At 45.8% G+C, this 20,285-nt stretch carries 15 protein-coding genes and 2 pseudogenes; 9 read left to right on the top strand and 8 right to left on the bottom strand.

What is annotated here, in order from left to right:
- The 3 genes and pseudogenes from mglC to mglB all read right to left on the bottom strand — a co-directional run.
- Positions 1 to 857, bottom strand: a pseudogene (mglC, locus tag D908_RS07375) (galactose/methyl galactoside ABC transporter permease MglC); the annotation flags it as partial.
- 10 nt (positions 858 to 867) lie between these two features.
- Positions 868 to 2,376: a galactose/methyl galactoside ABC transporter ATP-binding protein MglA gene (mglA, locus tag D908_RS07380; protein WP_005525215.1), complete on the bottom strand. Its 1,509-nt coding sequence runs from the start codon at positions 2,374 to 2,376 to the stop codon at positions 868 to 870.
- A 161-nt stretch (positions 2,377 to 2,537) separates the two neighbouring features.
- Entirely contained in the window at positions 2,538 to 3,512 is a 975-nt protein-coding gene (gene mglB / locus D908_RS07385) for a galactose/glucose ABC transporter substrate-binding protein MglB (RefSeq protein ID WP_005525213.1), read from the bottom strand.
- Positions 3,513 to 4,009: 497 nt separating this feature from the next.
- Here mglB and D908_RS07390 point away from each other — a divergent pair.
- Positions 4,010 to 4,475 (top strand): annotated as a pseudogene (locus tag D908_RS07390) (NifB/NifX family molybdenum-iron cluster-binding protein).
- Entirely contained in the window at positions 4,475 to 4,681 is a 207-nt protein-coding gene (gene nqrM, locus D908_RS07395) for a (Na+)-NQR maturation NqrM (protein ID WP_000221706.1), read from the top strand. Before D908_RS07390 ends, nqrM begins: the two are co-directional and overlap by 1 nt.
- 50 nt (positions 4,682 to 4,731) lie before the next feature.
- Here the strand turns inward: nqrM and D908_RS07400 are convergent, their stop codons facing one another.
- Positions 4,732 to 7,788, bottom strand: coding sequence for a transglycosylase domain-containing protein (locus tag D908_RS07400; RefSeq protein WP_005525207.1), 3,057 nt, complete (start codon positions 7,786 to 7,788; stop codon positions 4,732 to 4,734).
- 381 nt (positions 7,789 to 8,169) lie between these two features.
- On the opposite strand from D908_RS07400, the gene D908_RS07405 reads away from it, so the two are divergent.
- The 4 genes from D908_RS07405 (at position 8,170) to D908_RS07420 (ending at position 12,127) form a co-directional block, all read left to right on the top strand.
- Positions 8,170 to 8,871: a response regulator gene (locus tag D908_RS07405; RefSeq protein WP_005525206.1), complete on the top strand. Its 702-nt coding sequence runs from the start codon at positions 8,170 to 8,172 to the stop codon at positions 8,869 to 8,871.
- A gap of 25 nt (positions 8,872 to 8,896) precedes the next feature.
- Positions 8,897 to 10,198 carry a histidine kinase CarS gene (carS, locus tag D908_RS07410; RefSeq protein ID WP_005525204.1) on the top strand — a complete coding sequence of 434 codons (1,302 nt, stop codon included), beginning with the start codon at positions 8,897 to 8,899 and terminating at the stop codon, positions 10,196 to 10,198.
- A 155-nt stretch (positions 10,199 to 10,353) separates the two neighbouring features.
- Entirely contained in the window at positions 10,354 to 11,127 is a 774-nt protein-coding gene (ompV, locus tag D908_RS07415) for an outer membrane protein OmpV (protein WP_005525202.1), read from the top strand.
- A 79-nt stretch (positions 11,128 to 11,206) separates the two neighbouring features.
- Positions 11,207 to 12,127, top strand: coding sequence for a VirK/YbjX family protein (locus tag D908_RS07420; RefSeq protein WP_005525200.1), 921 nt, complete (start codon positions 11,207 to 11,209; stop codon positions 12,125 to 12,127).
- A 29-nt stretch (positions 12,128 to 12,156) separates the two neighbouring features.
- On the opposite strand, the gene D908_RS07425 is transcribed toward D908_RS07420, so the two are convergent.
- The 3 genes from D908_RS07425 to D908_RS07435 are packed head-to-tail and all read right to left on the bottom strand — an operon-like array spanning position 12,157 to position 15,372.
- Positions 12,157 to 12,633, bottom strand: coding sequence for a response regulator (locus tag D908_RS07425; protein ID WP_005525198.1), 477 nt, complete (start codon positions 12,631 to 12,633; stop codon positions 12,157 to 12,159).
- A complete protein-coding gene (locus D908_RS07430) occupies positions 12,602 to 13,951 on the bottom strand; it encodes an ATP-binding protein (RefSeq protein ID WP_001086023.1) in 1,350 nt (449 codons plus the stop codon). Before D908_RS07430 ends, D908_RS07425 begins: the two co-directional genes overlap by 32 nt.
- Before the next feature lie 8 nt (positions 13,952 to 13,959).
- Positions 13,960 to 15,372: an SLC13 family permease gene (locus tag D908_RS07435; protein WP_005525195.1), complete on the bottom strand. Its 1,413-nt coding sequence runs from the start codon at positions 15,370 to 15,372 to the stop codon at positions 13,960 to 13,962.
- Positions 15,373 to 15,761: 389 nt separating this feature from the next.
- Between D908_RS07435 and D908_RS07440 the strand changes: the two genes are divergently transcribed.
- The 3 genes from D908_RS07440 to D908_RS07450 all read left to right on the top strand — a co-directional run bounded on the left by D908_RS07440 (position 15,762) and on the right by D908_RS07450 (position 19,735).
- Entirely contained in the window at positions 15,762 to 17,393 is a 1,632-nt protein-coding gene (locus tag D908_RS07440; protein WP_005525193.1) for a methyl-accepting chemotaxis protein, read from the top strand.
- Positions 17,394 to 17,463: 70 nt separating this feature from the next.
- Positions 17,464 to 18,687 (top strand): alanine racemase, encoded by a 1,224-nt coding sequence (alr, locus tag D908_RS07445; RefSeq protein WP_005525191.1) that lies wholly within the window; start codon positions 17,464 to 17,466, stop codon positions 18,685 to 18,687.
- Positions 18,688 to 18,856: 169 nt separating this feature from the next.
- Complete coding sequence (locus D908_RS07450; RefSeq protein WP_001144062.1) at positions 18,857 to 19,735, top strand: EamA family transporter; 879 nt, start codon at positions 18,857 to 18,859, stop codon at positions 19,733 to 19,735.
- Between the two features lie 76 nt (positions 19,736 to 19,811).
- On the opposite strand, the gene D908_RS07455 is transcribed toward D908_RS07450, so the two are convergent.
- Complete coding sequence (locus tag D908_RS07455) at positions 19,812 to 20,285, bottom strand: DUF2947 domain-containing protein (RefSeq protein ID WP_000121071.1); 474 nt, start codon at positions 20,283 to 20,285, stop codon at positions 19,812 to 19,814.

Raw genomic sequence — 20,285 nt, 5'->3', positions numbered from 1 at the left:
CGATACTACCTACCCCACCAGCGAATGAGACACCCACCCACAACACACGCGGCAATCGCATCCAACTCATATAAGAAACCTAAGTTGTTGGTCGCACTACCAATTCGCCCTGCTTCAAGCATACCCCCAAAGGCATAGAACACACCGGAAAGTGCATACACTTTAAGCAGTGTGAGTGGCACGTTAACACCAGAAACTTTCGCCGCTTCTGGGTTACCACCAACCGCAAAAATGTTTTTGCCGAATACGGTTTTATTCCACAGTATCCACATAAAAATGATCGCGATAATGGCGTAGAAGGTGATGTAGGAGAACCTGAAATCGCCGATGCGGATAAAGCCTTGGGTAAAGGTGGTGAAGCGTTCATCGAAACCTGCAATCGGTGAGGCACCAACCGAGTCGTAGTACAGCGAGTTAATGCCGTACACGATGATCATGGTACCTAAAGTCGCGATAAACGGGGTAACTTTGAGGTACGCAACCACCACACCGTTCACTAAACCAATGATCGCACCAATCAAGCAAACGCTGATGATGACCGCAAGAATAGGAATCTCACCCAAACTTGGGAAAACTTTGTTCACGTTGTCCATCGATTGCAGCAAGGTGGCGGATATAACCGCGGCTAGACCAACTTGGCGACCTGCGGATAAGTCGGTACCTTGGGTGACGATCAAACCTGCTACACCCAATGCAATAATCACGCGCACTGAAGACTGAGTCAGGATGTTACTGAGGTTACGTAAGCTAAGAAATGAGGGCTCTTGAATCACAATAACCGCAAGCAGAATAAACAGCACTGCGTAAATTGCGCCCTCTTTTAAATGTTTAATTGCAAATGATTTGACAGCATCCATAGTCATTTCCTTAGAGGTATCGAGAGGCCAGCTCTAAAATTTCGTTCTGAGAGGTTTCTTTGGTGTTCACAATGCCCGCATTGCGGCCGTTGCTCATCACCATGATCCGGTCGGTAATACCGAGCAGTTCCGGCATCTCAGAGGAAATAATGATGATGCCTTTGTCTTTCTTCGCCAGCTCTAAAATCAGCTGGTAAATTTCGTATTTTGCGCCCACATCAATGCCGCGTGTGGGTTCATCCAACATCAAAATCTCGGGTTGAGTCAGTAGCCAACGACCAATAATGACTTTTTGCTGGTTTCCACCAGAAAGAGAACCGATATGAGTTTGATGTGATGGGGTTTTCACCCGCATGGAATCAATCACCCACTGCGTATCACTCTTCATCTTTTTGTCGCTGAGTAAGCCATAAGGCGTTTTGTATTCATCCACGTTAGCGACTAGAGAGTTAAAGGTGATATCCAAGTTGGAGTAGATCCCGGTGGAGCGGCGCTCTTCGGTCACCAAAGCAAAACCGTTTCTGATCGCTTCATGAGCATCATGGTTTTTCATTTCGCGACCATGCAGCAATATGTGCCCTGTGCTGCGTTCACGCACGCCAAAAATGGTTTCCACAATGTCGGTACGGCGTGAACCCACCAGCCCTGCGACACCTAAAATCTCCCCGGCACGCAGCTCAAAAGAAATATCTTGAATCGAGGGTTGGTTAAGCGCAGTGAGGTTTTTCACCTCAAGAATGACGTTCTTCGGTTCGTTGCTTTTTTCAGGGAAACGCTGGGTCAATTCACGTCCAACCATCATTGAGATGATAGTGTCCATATCCAGACCTTTCAGCGGTCGGGTATCCACCCACTGACCATCACGCAGAATGGTGATGTCATCACAGATAGAGAAGATCTCTTCCATCTTGTGTGATATGTACACTACCCCGCAGCCTTTCTCTTTCAGCTTTTTGATGATAGTGAAAAGATGGTTCACCTCTTTTTCCGTCAAAGAGGACGTCGGTTCATCCATGATCACCACTTTGGCGTCATAGGAAAACGCTTTGGCGATTTCGAGCATTTGCATTTGTGAAACCGACAAAGTAGCAACTTTGACTTTAGGATCGATATCAATATCGAGTTCGGAGAAAATGGCTTTGGTATCACGATACATTTTGTCGTGATCCACAAAAAAACCTTTGGTCGGATAACGGCCAAGCCAAATGTTATCCATAACTGAGCACTGTTTTACTTGGTTCAACTCTTGGTGAACCATTGAGACACCAGACTCCAGCGCCTCTTTTGATGAGGTAAAGTTCACATGCTGACCGAGAAAAATGATGTCACCCTCATCTTTCTCATAAATACCAAATAGGCATTTGAGTAAGGTTGATTTGCCTGCGCCATTTTCACCCATTAAGGCGTGTACGGAATGCGGGCGCACTTTCAAATTCACCTTATCAAGGGCTTTCACCCCAGGGAACTCTTTACTCACACCTGTCATTTCTAACAGGAATTCATGTGTTTGATTGACCATGGCATCACTTTTATTGTGCAAAAATTCAGACAACCCATATCAATGCGTGGTACACACGGCGTGATATCTCTGCGCGACGGGCCATAAGGCCTGACGCTGAATCTTTAAATGTTGCGAAAAGAGCGAAAAGGAGAAGTCGCCTTCTCCTCATCTCGCCAAGGTTATTCAACGTTGTTGATATCAACACCAACGTAAGGTACGCGAACCACTTTGTTCTCAACTGTCCATTGAGTGCCTTCCGCGGCTGGTTTACCGTTTGCCAAGTTACGCGCCAATTCGAAAGTCGCTTTCGCTTGGTTTTGGGCATCATTGAGCACAGTACCTGCCATAGCACCGGATTTGATCAGTGCCAACGCTTCCGCCAACGCATCTACCCCAAACACTGGGATTTTTTGGCCAGCACCGCGCAAAGCTTCAATCGCGCCCATCGCCATACCATCGTTGTTGGCAATCACGACTTCGATTTTGCTGCCGTTAGGGCCAGAGAGCCATGCATCCATTTTGTCTTTCGCCATAGCGGTATCCCACATGCCTGTATCCATGTGTAATTCTTGGGTTTTGATACCGTTATCGTTGATGGTTTTCACTGAGTAAGATGTACGTGCTTCCGCATCTGGATGACCCGGTTCGCCTTTTAGCATCACGTATTGCAGTACGCCATCACCGTTTTTATCCCATGATGGGTTGGCTTTCCATTGTGTGGAAATCAAGTCACCTTGGATGATGCCTGACTCTTTAGAATCCGTACCTACATAATAAGCTTTGTCGTAACTTGCCATCGCTTCTGGTGACGGTTCTTTGTTGTAAAACACCACGGGTACATCGTCGATTTTTGCTTTTTGGATGATGGTTGGCGCAGCGGCTGGGTCAACTAGGTTGATCGCCAGTGCTTGCACTCCACGAGCCAACATAACGTCAACTTGGTCGTTTTGCATGGACTGACTGTTTTGTGAGTCATTCATGAGGATACGCGTGTTGCTATCCGCCGCGGCTTCTTTTTCAATCGCTTGGCGAACAACAGACATAAAGTTATCGTCGTATTTGTAGATGGTAAAGCCAATGGTGGTATCTGCCAGAGCCTGTGTACCAAACCCCATACCAGCAGAAAGCATTGCTAAAACAGTTAACTTTCTCATTGAACAAGTCCTATTTGTTGTTTTGTATTACGTGTGTAGGGAACAACGTTCACTCGACCTTTTGCACAAAATCCTACTTGCACAACCAGTGGAAACGTTTACTCAAGAGTATAGTTTTAAAAAACGCAATTAATGTGAACCAGTTAAAAAAATGTTCTTCAAACAGAAGACCTGTAACCATTTGTTTAAATTATTTGAAGTCAATAACATTTTTCATCTACTTTTGCGTAATTAGCCTTGTTCACTCAGTGTCATTGCAATCGAACTCAATAAATAAGGCGTGATAACGTTTACACCGAATAAGCAACGGTGATAGAGAGATTTCGATTTGGGTTTGATAAAAAGTATAGACGGTGTTTTTAAGATGATGATTAAAAAGCCAATACACAGGTTCTCTTTGATCATCAGAGATGATAGATAAGTTTGCCAAATTCATTATTGGCATATGCCAATAATGAAAGCACAATGACGGCGTTCCATTACTGAGGAGAATTATGATGATTTTTGCCGTCCCCAGCCGTGCAGGCATGCCATTCAACCATTTCAGCAAAGCCCCTTCGTTTTCCTGTTATCAACTCAAGCAATCAACAACTGCAGGCTGAGTTCGCTATTGAGAACAACACTTCACGTTCTTGCGGCAAAAAAACAGAGATTTTGAATCAGTTACGTCGCTACCAAGTTGAGGCTGTTGTGGTTCGTCAGATTGGGCAAGCTATGCTGCAAGCCTTGTTCAATGCGGGCATCAGAGTCTACGCTTTACCCAGAGGGGCTGAGCTGAGTGATATCGTGTTAGAACAACTTCAGCCAGTCACCGAGTTGAGTTATGGCAAATCTTCGCCCAATAAACCTCATCGTGCACAGGGTTGTAATCACCAACGTAAGCGCGCAACATTAATCAATAAACTTGCCATGCCGACCTATCGCGGCTTTTCAGTCAAGCGATTGTGGAAAGGAGAAGAGTGATGACTTATCTACTGGCTTTTGGGTTCTTTGTGGTTTTCGCGATTTTGATGACACTTGGTGTCATGGCCAAACGCAAGCCAATTCAAGGCAGTTGCGGCGGATTAGCTAATGTGGGAGTGGATAAGGTGTGCAACTGCGAAACCACCTGTGAGTCTCATCAACACAAGCTTTATCAAATTTCTGAACCTAAGAATCAAGAAGAATAAAAATGATAAAGGCAGGATTTCTCCTGCCTTTCGTTTACTCAATGCTCAGCTTACTGCTTTATCGCTGGCCGACATTCTTGCTCATCCGGTGCTAAGTAAGGTGACAAAATAGGAGCCATTCCTTTCAGCACTTGTACTGGCAGTGCGGAAGTGAAAGTGAACTTATCCGAGTTACTTCCTGCCACATACGCGGTTAAGGTACCGAAGTGGCGATCACCCAAATAGAACACAAAAGTCGCAGTTCGGTTGCGGGCTTGGGACTGCACCACAGTACCCAAACGATTAACCGTTTGAATGCGGTTATCACCGGTTCCTGTTTTACCGCCCATCACGATAGGCGTCCCATCCGGCAGTTTAAACACACCTGAAATACGTCTTGCTGTACCACTATCAACAACTTGTGATAATGCACCGCGCAAGGCTCGAGCAACTTCCACAGGAAGGACTCGTATTCCTGTTGTCTCCACTGGAGAAAACTCCGTTTCAAACGGTGTACCCTGAGCAAAGTGCAGATGGTTGATCCGCTTAGTCGGAACCCGCACACCATCATTCAAGATGATACCCATAAGTTCGGACAACGCCGCAGGGCGATCTCCCGAGCTACCCAACGCCGTCGCTAAAGAAGGCACTAAGTGATCGAATGGATAACCTAAACGCTGCCAACTTTGGTGGATGTCTAGGAAAGCCTCCACTTCAAGCATGGTTCGTACTCGGCTATCACGCGCATTACGATGACGAGTTTTAAACAACCAGCTATACACTTCCTGACGTTTGTCACTGCTTGCCGCAACCACATCGCTAAACGAAGCTTGGTTATTCTCATTGAGATAGCCCAGCAACCATAGTTCTAACGGATGCACCCGAGCGATATAACCTTGATCTGGCAATGAATATTTTCCACGTCCATATTTGTTATACAGTTTTTCAAGCTGTTTATTGGTGAGTTTACTGCGAGTGGCGGCAGGCAGTTTGTCATCCATAAACACCATAAATTCACTGAGTGAGGCTTCTGGCAGCAAGTAGCGATGAACCGCAGCCAACCGATCTGAACTCGGCTTTAAACCTTCCAAGAGTGTGGCTAAGCGTTCATCCGTCGTTTTGTCTTTATATTTGCGCCAGAAACGAAGTAGGTAGGCTCTGCCCTCTTTATCTGCAAATTGGCGCAAATATTCTTTACGGCGTGGGTCGTGATCATCACGCAACAACTGCGCGCGATACCCTTCACTGTATAAGGTGTAACGCTCAATATCCTTCATGACTCGCACGAAAGGCAGGTTGATCGATTCACGCAACGCGTCACGTAAAGTCGGAACACGATCATCATCTTCTTTACGGAAGTTGTTAAAGGTGTGCAGACCACCACCGGTAAAGAAACGTTCGTTCGGATCCGCCGAATATTCTCTATCCAGTGCCGCTTCGAGCATGGTCGATAGATCGCGTTGCGGGCTAACCAGCAACCAGTTGATAGACCATTGACTCAACGCATCTTGTGCTTCCGCCGCATGCCTGCGTAATTCAGTAACTGAGAGATCGTGATATTTATCGTGCAGTTTTGCGATGATCTCTAGATAGTTGGTTAATACTCGCAGTTTCGCAGTCGAACCCAACTCTAATTTACTGCCCTCGTTAAGGTCGAACGGTTGGTTGGTGTTGTCAGTTTGTACACGAACTTTGAACCCTTCGTCCGTACGTTCAAAAAGCGTGAAGCTGTAACGTACGTCAGCGGTTTTTTCTGCGGCCAGTAAGCGATAACCAAGAATGCCCATTTCTGCGGCAAACTCAGGATTAGCCAATTTCTGCAAATAACGAGTCACTGAATTTTGCAGTTCAAAGTTGAGTGTGGTTGATGCACTGAGATCCATTCGATCCAAGTCATACAAACTCACGCCAAGTTGACGGCTCAAATGAGTGCGGGCGGCCAGCAGACCTTTATTGGTGTTCACGCGAGTCATGGCTGGCTGACGGACAAAGTCACGGAACTGCAAATTCGCGCTCAGTGCCGCATTCATCAGTGATTGTGAGATCATCTTCTCACGATAAAAGAGTCGGATATGGCTATCGGTCAATGTATTCAGGTCGTCACGTCCAACCATCGCTAGATAGTATGACGGACGGCGATGAGCAATCATCAGAGCAACAACCTGACGCAATGCTAAACCTTGCTCAGCCAGATCCGTTGAATGATTTAGTCGCGAATCAAGCAGTTGACTAACGCGATCTGGGTCTGCAGCAAACCACACCCACAGACCATCACCTAAGCCATGCACTTCGCCATAGCCTGGAGCCGCCGATAGAGGTACAGAGTTCAAATATGCCCAAACCACCAGCTTACGCGCTTCTAATGTATTTGGCCCCAATCGATAGGCACGCACACTAGCCGACACCATCTGGCGGATCTTCTCTTGTGGGCTATATGTCAGGCCATCTTCTGAGTGGCGATACTTTTCAACTTGAGTGGCTAACGTACTGCCCCCAGCAGATTGACCATCCAGATCCAAAGCTTTACCCACTTGGGTTAAAGCTGCTTTAAAAAAGCGTGGCCAGTCAACAGCAGGGTTAATCAGTGGATTCTTATCACTCAACAAATCACGGTTTTCAATAAACAACAGTGACTGAACGATTAAATCTGGGATCGCATTGAATTCAGGATAGTGATAACCGGGATAACGGAACTGATAAACAGACTCAGCGCGGCAATCCATAAGAGTTAACCCAGCTTGCACCTTCTCTGTGTACGGTACAAACAGACCCGATTGCGCATAACGGTAGAGTTCATCTGAAAAACGTACTTGCTGACGAATGGTAAACCCACGCTGCAATAAGCGTTCTTGAATACCGGGTAAGGCCACATAGCCTAAGCGTTGATCGAAAGGACCGTAACTGGGGAAAGTGATTTTATCACTCGCTCCCGGCTCAAGGTGATAGTTTAAACCCACAGCGTAGCGGCTGATTTCACGAGACTGTAGTGTTGAGGTTTCCATTTCATGAAACAATGCTGCGCCACCTGCTGCGCCAAGGATCAGCACGGTATAAAGCCAGAACCGGGATTTGGTTTTTGCGCGTCGACGTTTTTTTAATACGCGCCGAGGAATAGAATCAGATGCCACTTAATTGAATCCGTTTAATCACTGAGAGTGTAGCCACATAGCAACAAGAAGAACTCATCGTTAATCGATGAAAATTGTTTAGAAGTGTAAAGAAGTTACTGAGTTTAGCGAACAGCATTTTCTTATCTGATTAAAATCGTCCCCGATGTATTTTCAAGACCATCAGCACACTATGCATGCCGCACATCATTGCATAATGCCGATCGAGTGAACAGTCCCTAAGGAAAGAAAAATTCTCAACTGACCACTGTTACTGTGCTTCATTAGTTAACCATTCGATTTTCTGACAAAAACAAACAGAAATATTCGTTTTACTGATGTCCTTTTCAGTTAGTATTGGTCGCTTGTTCCTTGATAGATCGATAATAAATACGAGGTCCTATGTCTAACCAACCCAGTCTCTACATAATCGAAGACGATAGTAAACTTCGCGAAATGTTGGCCGAGTACATGACCAATCAAGGTTTCCAAGTGACTACCTTTGCTACTGGCGAAACCGCTCCCGAAGAAATTCTACTCAACCAACCTGATCTCGTGCTGTTGGATCTCATGCTGCCGGGTGAAAATGGCCTGACAATTTGTAGACAGATCCGCGCCCAATTTCTCGGTAAAATTTTAATGCTTACTGCCAGTGATGATGATTTTGACCACGTGGCTGCGCTTGAAATGGGTGCTGACGACTTCGTCAACAAACCCATTAAACCACGCGTTTTGTTGGCAAGAATCCGCATGCTCCTGCGCCGAGAAGAACGAGTAACAAGCGCCGAACCAATGCATTTATTGCAATTTGGTGGCCTGCAACTCAACCAGAGCCGGCGCAGCTGTGAATTAGAAGATGAAGTGATTAATTTGTCCGACAGCGAGTTCGATTTACTGTGGCTACTCGCCTCCTCTGCCGATCAAGTGGTATCCCGCGAGTTTTTGACAAAAGCTTTGCGTGGCATTGAGTACGACGGATTGGATCGTACGGTGGACAACAAAATCGTTACTCTGCGGAAAAAGTTGCGCGACGACTCAAGCACTCCCAAACGCATCATTACTGTACGCGGTAAGGGCTATTTATTTGTGCCTGACACTTGGTAAGCCCAAGTTGATTTAAAGGAAACCTATGCGCCGTATTTACATCGAGTCATTCGTCTCGCTGATCGTGCTGTTTTTTAGCGGTTTGGTCAGTTACAACTTTATTGTGTATGAGTTAGACACAGATTATGACTATGTGCTGGAAGATTATCAGGCGGAAGCACTACATACTTTGCTAACACAGATTGCTCATTTAGACGGTCAGCAAGCTGCGAATGAAGCACTGTATGACTATGCAAAGCATATTCACAAGACTCTCTCTCAACGACCATTTGCTGAACTACCGCAAGAAGTACAAGATCATTTCTCCAATGCGAATCAACATTCACCCATTTTTCACGATGATGACCGTAATTTATGGCTACGACTTGAAGCTAATAACAACATTTATTTGCTCCAGCCAGACGGTGAATCACTTGTTTATCAGGCGATAGATCGTGCTGATAACCTATTGTTGGTATTTATGCTGGGCAGTTTTGCCCTCTATTGTATGCTTTTGATTTGGTTTCTGAGTCGTCGCCTACGTGAATTAGAGAAAGTCACACACGATTTTGCAAACGGTAACTTGCAAGCCAGAGCCAGTACTAAAAGCAGCAAAAGTGTGGGCAAACTTAACCACAGTTTTAACTTGATGGCAGATAAAATCTCGCACCTCATCCTCAGTAATAAAGCGCTGACAAATGCGATTGCCCATGATTTACGTACCCCCATCTTTCGGATTCAGTGGCAAGCTGAAGTGTTGGCTGAAAGCCCTTTAAGTGACAAACAGCACCAACAAATTGCCAGTATTATTGAAGATACCGAAGAGATGGAGACCATGGTCGATGAGCTGTTGTACTACGCCAAACTTGAGCACCCGGAAAGTGAAATTCAGAGCCAGTGCTTAGATGGAAATGAGTGGTTGGCTCATTTCGTCAATGAACAAACCCACAAAAGCTCTTTGCAAATTCAATACATCCCTTCTTCAAAATCTTTGATGCTGGATGTTGATCCGCAACTGCTCACACGGGCACTGACTAACCTCATCCGTAATGCTGAGATATACGCGGGCGATCGCCTGATGATTGAAACCAATGTAACCGACAATCAGTTCTGTATTGCGGTGCATGACAACGGCCCAGGTATAGATGAGCAACATTGGCCACACATTTTTGATGCCTTCTACAGTACCGATTCCTCACGTAACAAAGCTCAATCAGGTTTTGGCTTGGGACTGGCGATTGTCAAACAGATCATGATTCGTCACCACGGTGAAGTAACACTTTCCAAAAGCCCGTTAGGCGGTGCTTGTTTTTCACTTTGGTTACCGCTGGCGCAAAATGCGGATTAGTTCCTCCAGTTTTAAATAGAGTTAGGTATTCTTTGCTTATTGCAAGTGTGCCTGACAAAAGTTAGACATTCCCATACAAACTATTGATATTGTCATCACAAACGATTTTGTACAGTGTTCATATCCAAACATAAGACATGAAACGGAATGACATCATGAACAAAATCGCACTTCTTATCACAACATCTTTAATCGCGGGTCACGCCTTTGCAGCACAGACTTATATCCGTAACGGCAATATCTATACCCACGAAGGGCAATGGGTAGTGGAAGCGGGTGGTTTTGGCAGTAGTGACCTACTGAAAGACCAAGACAAATCTTACGGTGCTCTGCTCAACTTTGGTTACCACGGTGAAGATTTCAACGCTGACTTGGCAGGCATTAACTACCGCTTCTTTGGTCAAACCGGAGATATCCTCAACCTAAGCACCTACTTGACTGGCAGCGGCTTGTCTTATGACCAAGATTCAGCGAAAAGCGTTAAAGGAATGGATAAGCGTAACGCCACCGTTGATCTGGGTGTGAACGCCGATATCGCTCTTGGTGACGGCACTGTCTCAACCTACTTCCAACACGACATTTTCAACGAGCATAAAGGCTATAAAACCGGGGTTAACTACTTCCATATCGTCGAAATGGGTAGTGTTGACTTCGTCCCTTTTGCTGGCGTTAGTTACCAAAACTCGGACTACAACAACTACTACTTCGGCGTGAAAGATAAAGAGGCTACTGCACAGCGTAAAGCCTATCGTGCGGGCGGCGATTTCTCCTACAACCTAGGTTACAAACTGGTCTACCCGATTAACGATCGTTGGGAAGTGACGCAAACCAGTACTTACACACGTTTAGGTTCTGACATCGCTCACTCACCCATTGTAGAAAGTGCTAACCAATGGTTAGTTGGCGCAACAGTCGCCTACCACTTCTAACTCACCTAAAGACAGGGGCTTAAGCTCCTGTCTGATTTACTTCGCTTGACTGCCCCCTCGATATCAAAACGGCTTTGATATGATTTCACGTATTAAATATTTAAAAACCTTATCAGCCCTCGCGGCTGAAATTTATCCCGATGTCCGCGGGGTAAAGAAACTCCGTTATAACGCTCGTTTCTGTTTGTGGGGAGCCTTGATGCCAAGCAACTTGTTACGCATTCAAAGCTTACTCTCTCAACCGTCTTTTCATACGGTTCGCCAACACTACCCACGCACATTGGAAAAACCGCTCAAACCTTATGTCTGTGTCAAATGGTCGGCACAAGAGCGAGCGCAACATCTAATCGAACATTTTTCTTTTCTAGAGAAACGACACGCTCAACTGTTACCCATTATTTATCGCCCGCAAGGCTGGTATCTCTGCAAACATGAACTCTTTTCAATACAACTGTGCCATGGTCCTGAACGCGAAGGTTCCTTAGCACTGGTTTTGATGAGCCATGATCACCAACCACTGTTTACCCTCGCGTTCAATATCAGTGGTGAAGCCGAGCCAGTCATTCACATCGGAGCGCTTCAAGGCCCAGGGCCTAATGTTGAACATCGTCAGGAGACGATTCGTCACCTAACTCACCAACTGCACGGTTTACGTCCTAAGGCTTTGATTATGGAAGTACTATTGATCTTGGCGCGTTATTGGGGAGTGGAAAAAGTTTATGGCGTAACCAATCATGGACATGTTTATCAAGCCCTGCGTTACATCGGCTCAAAACGTAATTCAGTACGTTTTCAATATGCTGAGTTATGGCAAGAAATGGGCGGTGAAGAGGTAAACCCTTATTGGCATATTTTACCTATATATCCACCTCGTAAGGATCCGCTCAGTTTGTCTAAAACCAAACGTCGCCTTTACACCAAACGTTATGCTTGGCTGACGGAGCTTGAACAATCAATCCAAGAGACTCTAAAGCCTTGGGATAGCGCCATTTGTCACTAGGCGTATCCCTGAACAACCCTTTCCTGACTTTAACCATGCAGTCGGGAAAGTACGATGGCATTATCGAGCTCGCTTTGCCACTCGGTGTAATCCAACCGACGATCAAACACATAGTGCGTTACCAAACTGCGAACAGAGTCGACTAGTGTTTTGGCATTCCATGGTTTTTCAAAATAATGATGAATCCCCGCAGTATTAATCGCATTAATGGTATCTGTGTGTGTGGCTTGACCTGTGAGCAGCACTTTTTTGGTGTTAACAAAGCGGGGATCGGCACTGATTTCACTCAGCAACTCAACACCACTTTTTCCCGGCATGACATGATCGGAGATTACCACGGCAATGAGCTCTCCCTGTGCATCAAGATCATCCATCAGATCCAAGGCTTCATCCGCAGATTCACAGTCTTCAATATTAATCCAACGGCTCAGCGGTTCTAAATCCTGTAACACGGCACTTAGTACTTCGCGTTGGTCATCCACGCAAATGATATTCAGCTTCTCCATGGTATCCCTCAACTGGTAATTTGATCCTAAAAATGGTTTTGTCCTGATCGCTTTTTACCGCAACCGTTCCGCCATAACCCGATACAATACGTTTAACAATGGCTAACCCCAGCCCAAGCCCGAATGAAAGACCCTCTTTCTTAGTAGTAAAGCTTGGCTGGAAAATTTTTCTGCGCGTAGCTTCGGTAATTTCCGGGCCATTATTCGCCACAGTGATGTAAAGCCTCTGACGGCGACAACGAGTGTGAATATCAATTGTCGGCTCCGCGGTTTGCACCATGGCATCACACGCGTTTTTGATTAAGTTGATCCACACCTGTACCCATTCCGTTTGCGAGCCTTGAATGATGGGTAAAGTGCCTGGCCTCATCCGCACAGAGACTCGACGCAAATCACTTTGCAATAAAGCCAACGCGCGGTTGATGGTACTGTTCAAATCCACTTCTTCATCCAAACAAATATCCGCACGGCCAAGCTGCTTGACCGATTTCACGATGCCGACAGAATGTTTTGCGGCCAACCTTAAATCATGCAAATCACGCCCCATCTGCCAGTAACGAATCGCCAAGTGGGGATTTCTAAGCCAATGGGCTGAAAGTTCATTGGCTGGCACTGCTCTTGCCAACTCTCGCGCAATGTTTTTCGGCAATTGATACTGCTTTTCAAACAAGGCTCCACGCTCGCGCGCTTCACTGGATGAGACTTTTTGCCCGAAGAGCAATCCAAAGTCGAAAAACTGACTCGCTTCTGGGTGTACTTCTTCCAGTAATTCCATAAACAGCGATTCGAGCCGTTCCGTTTTACTGCTCACCACCCCAATTGCATTATTCAATTCATGCGCAATTCCCGCCGCAAGCTGACCGAGCGTAGTCATTTGCTCGGCAGAATGGAGCCGTTCTAATGCACGTTCTTTTGCTACCGCTTCTTGAGTGGCGCGGCGTTGTCGCTGTGATAATTCAGCAACAATTACAGGCATAAACTGTGTACTGAGCGAGCCATACTGCTCAATATCATGCACAGGTGTATCGCGATCAATCCACGCCAGTTCCACTTCACTATCGGCAATCACCGTCGACGATGCCATCCAAGAACCAGAAAAAAAACTGTGTACACCAATAAACGCGCCCTGAGAGGCAGAAAATACCTTAATTCTGCGCTCACCTTTTTCGGCAAAAAAGCCCGAAACATGGCCACTGCGAAGGTAGTACAGCCGATCGTTATAACCGTTTTGTGCCAGCAAGATTGACCCTGCTGGCAACGTAATACAACGATCAGGATGGTTAAAATAGCGTTCAATTACTGCCGCTAACTTGGCCATAACGTTCCTTAATGCCCCACCATATTCAGGATCCACACCATAACAAAGCTCATCAGCACGCCAAGGATCCCTAATATCACACCCACTTTCGCCATTTGCTGACTTTGCACATTACCCGTTGCATGCGCTAACGCATTAGGTGGAGTACTGATAGGCAAAGACATACCTAACGAAGCAGCGAAGGTGACGACTAAAATCAGTGTCACTTCGCCACCTAACGGGGTCAGCGAAGTCATTGAAGCACCTAATGCCGCCATAATCGGCATCAGTAAGTTAGCGGTCGCGGTGTGCGACATAAAATTCGCCATTAACAAACAGAGAATCGCCGCCCCCAAAATCACCACATAAGGTGAATATTGATCAAACGGAATACTATGTACGACTAATTCCGCCAGCCCTGTTTTGTCTAACGCCAAACCTAAAGCAATACCGCCAGACACTAACCAAAGCACATCCCAAGAGATCATTTTTAAATCTTCTTTGCCAATAATCCCAGTCACTGAAAATACAGCGACAGGAATTAACGCAACGGAATAAGAGTTCATGCCATGCAGTGATCCCATCATCCACAATAAAATAGTTGCAGCAAAAGTGATGTAAACAATGATCGCTTTTGGTGTTTTCAAAAACTTACCTTTGATCGTCAATTCAATGGTCTTTTGTTCTGCTCGGTACATAAATTCAATTAATAACCAAGCGAGTGCCATTAAAATAACCACAAAAGGGATTCCGAACGCCATCCATTCTGCAAACGTAATTAAGTTATCCCCGACTAAATATTTCAGCGCGATAGCATTGGGCGGTGTGCCAATCGGCGTTCCTATTCCACCGATATTGGCAGCAACGGGAATACAGAGCGCAAAAGCCACTCGTCCGGGGTCTTTCGGGCCAAATACGGCAATCACGGGGGTCAAAATAGATAACATCATGGCTGTTGTTGCAGTATTCGACATAAACATTGAGAAAACTGCTGTAATCATCATCAAACCCAGCATGACGTATTTGGGGTTATTGCCAAATGGCTTAAGTAATACGCGGGCTAAGTTCACATCTAGGCGGTATTTGGTTGCGGCCATCGCAAGAAAAAAGCCACCTAAAAACAACATGATAATTGGGTTAGCAAAGGTCGCCATGATTTCGGTAGATTTGAGTAACGCACCAAACTCTGTCGTACCTTCACCCAATCTAAACAGAATGAAACCTTTATCCGACAGCATCAGCACTTCCAGCACAATGATCACAACCGAGGTTGAGTAAATGGGAATCGGCTCAAAAACCCATAACAATGCAGCCAAGAGAAAAATGGCGATAACCCGTTGCTGAATCACGGTCAACCCATCAAATGGAAATGCTGTCGTTGGCAGCATCAACACCAATAATGGGATCAACAACGGAATAATATATTTAAGATAAGGGCGCATCATGTTCACTCTTCCTGAGAATTGATTTTGTGTTTGGCGAGGAGAATGCACGCTATCAGAGCGGCAATAGGTATTATTGATGCGTAAAAAAGAAATGTTTGGTGTTAGATCAATGATTAAAGTTTATTAACTGAGTAATACACAAAAGTGAGTCACAGTTAACAAATAGTTCATTGTTCAATGAGCTAGCCAATATGAGTAGAAACAAAAATATAAATTTATCTGCGATTTCTGCAGCATTTGCTAACTTTATCTATAAGAGTCGTCAACTGACAATTGAAATGATAGTATGCCTCAGTTTTGAGACGTACTTAACTTTGTCGCAGATGCAGATAAGGATGTTGTGAGTCACGCGACTATGAATGAAATCAATCAAAGGTAAAACATTCATGTTTCTAAAAAATTTGTCGATAGGCAAAAAAATTGCAGTCTCTTTTTCGGTCATTGCAGTAATTAGCCTAGGATTCGCCATTTATCTCATTTCAGAACTGGACCGAATCCAATCTGAATTACTCAATTATACCGACGATACCCTACCGGCAATGGAAAACGTCGATGCAATAAAAGACAAAATGTCCTACTGGCGTCGAACCCAATTTGCCGTATTGCCTCTTAATGATGCCGCCCAAGTCAAACAGACCATTGAACGCAATAACCGTGTTCAAGCCGAGATCAATGACTCATTGATCGCTTACGGAAAAACCGTTTGGCCTGGGGAAGAAGAACAAACCTTCAAGCGCCTGATGAGCAATTGGAACTCCTACATCGCGGTCACAGACAAATTTAACCAAACCCTTTTGACCCAAGGAGCCGACCAAGCTTACCCCATTCTGGCGAACTCGCTATCGACTTTTGAAGCCCTAGAAAGTGATTTCACGTTGCTGATTGGTATTCTTCACCAAGCGATGGACAACAACAAAATTCAGATTTTAGATTCGGTTAAAACGCTCAATTCCACGTCTATCGCCAGCAACCTTGCCATCTTGGTTATCATGGTGATCATGACGCTCGTGTTAACCAGAATGATTTGTGGTCCTTTGATGATTGTTATGAAGCAATCAAATGCCATTGCCCGAGGCGACCTGTCACAAACTATGGATCGTAAATCGATCGGTAACGATGAACTTGGCACCCTCGCCGATGCTTCTGATCAGATGCAACAAAACTTGCGTCAGTTGATCGATGAAATCATCGCTGCTGTGACTCAGCTCAGCAGCGCCGTTGAAGAAATGACGCAAATTTCTAACCAATCTGCTGAAGGCATGAAAGAGCAGCAACACCAGATCACTCAAGTGGCTACCGCAATGACGCAAATGAAAGCGGCAGTTGCTGATGTGGCACGCAACACGGAAGATTCTGCAAGCCAAGCCATGGCTGCCAATAGCAAATCGCAAGAAGGTGCTCGTGAAACCGCCTCTATGGTGCGCTCAATCCAACAGGTTGCCAACATCATCGGCGAAGCGGGTGAAACGGTGAGTGAACTAGAACAGCAATCCACTCAAATTAACGTGGTTGTCGATGTGATCCGCGGCATTGCAGACCAAACAAACCTATTAGCACTTAACGCGGCCATTGAAGCGGCACGTGCCGGCGAATCTGGTCGTGGTTTTGCGGTGGTTGCCGATGAAGTAAGAACCTTGGCAGGTCGCACACAAGATTCCACGGGCGAAATCACCGTTATCATTGAAAAACTGCAAGCAATGGCGAAACAAGCCAAAGATGCAACGGAGCGTTCTCGCTCAAGTATTGATAAATGTGTTGAACAAGGCACTCACTCTCAGTCTTTAATGACCTCTATCGAAGAGTCGATTGCCAACATTGCCGATGTGGGCACTCAAATTGCCAGCGCCTGTAGCGAACAAGATTCCGTTGCCGATGAGCTGAGCCGCAATGTTGAAAATATTCACATGGCATCTCAAGAAGTAGCTCAAGGCTCACAGCAAACCGCACAAGCTTGTCACGAATTAAGTCAATTGGCCGTAACACTGCAAGAGACGTTACGCCGATTCAAGATTCATTAATCCCCAAACGCCCCCGATTTCGGGGGCGTTTTTCCTAAATACATCATTAATGATAACAACAGGAGATACTATGTATTTTAAAGCTACGCTGCTTTCTCTTTCTATCGCAGCCACCTTGCCTTCTTTCTCTCTCTCCGCTGCACCTTTGCAAATTGATACCGTTTTACCGGATGCTGCCCAAGTTCAACAGAACAACTCATGGTTGGAAATTAGCCTAGGCCAATTCCAAAGTAACATTGAGCAGTTCAAATCACACATGAACAGCGATACCAAAATCTGCGCCATCATGAAGGCTGACGCTTATGGCAACGGTATTCGTGGTTTAATGCCTACCATTATTGCGCAAGGTATTCCTTGTGTTGGCGTAGCAAGCAATGCAGAAGCACGCGCAGTGCGTGAAAGCGGCTTTAAAGGTGAACTGATCCGCGTTCGTTCAGCAAGCCTAGGTGAAATGTCAGCAGTTTTAGATCTGAACATCGAAGAGCTGATTGGTACTCACCAACAAGCAATGGAACTTGCAGAGTTGGCGAAAAAGAATGGTAAAACCGTCAAAGTTCACATGGCATTGAATGATGGTGGCATGGGTCGTAATGGTATCGACATGACCACTGAGGCGGGCAAAAAAGAAGCGGTATCAATCGCAACTCAACCTTCATTGAACATTGTCGGCATTATGACTCACTTCCCGAACTATGATGCGGATGAAGTGCGTACCAAATTGGCGAGCTTCAAACAACACTCGGCTTGGTTAATGGAACAAGCTAATTTGAAACGTGAAGACATTACGCTACACGTGGCTAACTCTTATACCGCATTGAACGTTCCAGAAGCGCAACTGGACATGGTGCGTCCGGGTGGTGTGCTGTACGGCGATCTGCCAACTAACCCTGAATATCCATCAATTGTCTCTTTCAAAACACGTGTTGCTTCGCTACACCAGCTACCGAAAGGTTCAACTGTAGGTTATGACAGTACCTTTACCACTAGCCGTGACAGTGTATTGGCTAACCTGCCTGTCGGTTATTCAGATGGTTACCCACGCAAAATGGGCAACAAAGCAGAAGTTCTGATCAACGGTCAACGTGCCAAAGTGGTTGGTGTAACTTCAATGAACACCACTATGGTTGATGTCACCGACATTAAAGGTGTGCTACCGGGTCAAGAAGTTGCTCTGTTTGGTCAACAGAAAAACCAAAGCATTGCGGTAAGTGAAATGGAAAATAATGCGGAACTGATTTTCCCTGAACTGTACACCGTATGGGGTAACAGCAACCCGCGTTTTTACGTTAAGTAATGCCACATCACCTAGCCCAAAGAAAATAAAGTTGCAGCCTACAACACTGCAATCTTATTCGGGAACGGCATAAGCACCTAAATTAAGGTGGACGCTTACGTCCACCTATCTCCTTCTCACTTTTTACGGCATAATCAAGCAGCATTTTCTGCTGCATATTTAGGTATTTATGCCCGTTATTAAATCTCCATTACTCATTGCTATTCTTAGCTTGCTTGCGGCTATGATCACCATTCAATCTGGTGCATCGATCGCTAAGCAGTTGTTTCCATTAGTTGGCCCCGGCGGCACAGTAGCACTGCGCATCAGTTTATCCGCAATCATCTTGGTGCTAATTTTTCGCCCATGGCGGGCACGTTTAAGCTGGCCTCAATGGCGTTCAATGATCATTTACGGAGCGAGCTTAGGCGGCATGCAGCTCAGTTTTTACTTCGCTATCGAACGTATTCCGCTAGGTATCGGTGTCGCCTTAGAATTTTCAGGCCCACTACTGCTGGCTTTACTCTCATCCAAGCGAAAGAAAGATTTGATCTGGGTAGCGTTAGCCATTCTCGGTATCTTGTTCTTATTGCCGGATATGAATAGTGTCGATGCGTTAGATCCGATTGGCGTCGCACTGGCATTAATTGCAGGTGGCTTCTGGGCAGGCTATATCTGGTTCGGGCAACGTGCGGGTAGCGTAGGCTCTGGCGGCATAACCGTTTCTATTGGTATGGTCGTGGCGGCGGTGATCTATTTCCCGATTGCGACTCAATTGGCCGAGGCATCAATTTTTAGTTGGTCGATTCTGCCTATGGCGCTGCTGGTTGCGGTAATGTCGAGCGCCCTGCCCTATAGCTTAGAAATGGCAGCATTAAGCCGACTTTCAACACAACATTTCAGTGTTTTGATGAGTCTAGAACCTGCGATTGCGGCAATGGCCGGACTGGCGATTTTGGGTGAAACCTTACAACTGACTCAGTGGCTAGCCATTTTCATGATCATCACCGCGTCAATGGGTTCTACCCTCTCTGCAGCCAAAGCACCAGCAAAAGTCACGCAAGAATAAACACCTTTGCTGTACTCAATGCCAAGCGCGCAACTGTGAATAAAAGAGAGTAAAAATCCGGCCTAAGCCGGATTTTTTATGGGCGCTGCCCGAATTTCACTTTACCTTCACTGCTAAACCAGAGCGCTTCTTTGCGTCTGCGGCCAAGCAGGAATGGGCCATCATCGTAAAACAGGAAGTTTTTCCAATGGCGTTTAAATACCGACCATTTGGTTTCCAGTACATTGTATTTCTCGTAACAGAAATAAACCGTCACATCATCCTGCCATGGCAGATGAGCAGCCAGTGCTTCCGGCAGTTCTGGGTCATCACTTTCCCACTCTGCCATCCAGCCCGTTTCACCTGACCAGCTATCCGCTTTACGTGGCCAGTCTTGTGAGCTCAAACGCTCGGCGTCTGGGCTCATGTCACTGATGTTCTCTTTCCAAAACTGCGCCGCACGCAGTGGCTCCATCGGCTTGATCTGTGCAAGATCGGCCTCAGGAACTGGCATTGACGCATGGGTAAAAATCCATTTTCTTTGGTATTGCTCCAAAGGCAAATAAGACAT

This window comes from Vibrio mimicus CAIM 602 (genome assembly GCF_000338875.1).
GTDB classification, from domain to species: domain Bacteria; phylum Pseudomonadota; class Gammaproteobacteria; order Enterobacterales; family Vibrionaceae; genus Vibrio; species Vibrio mimicus.
The sequence above is the reverse complement of the archived record's forward strand: the minus strand, read 5'-3'. Positions and strand labels throughout refer to the sequence as shown.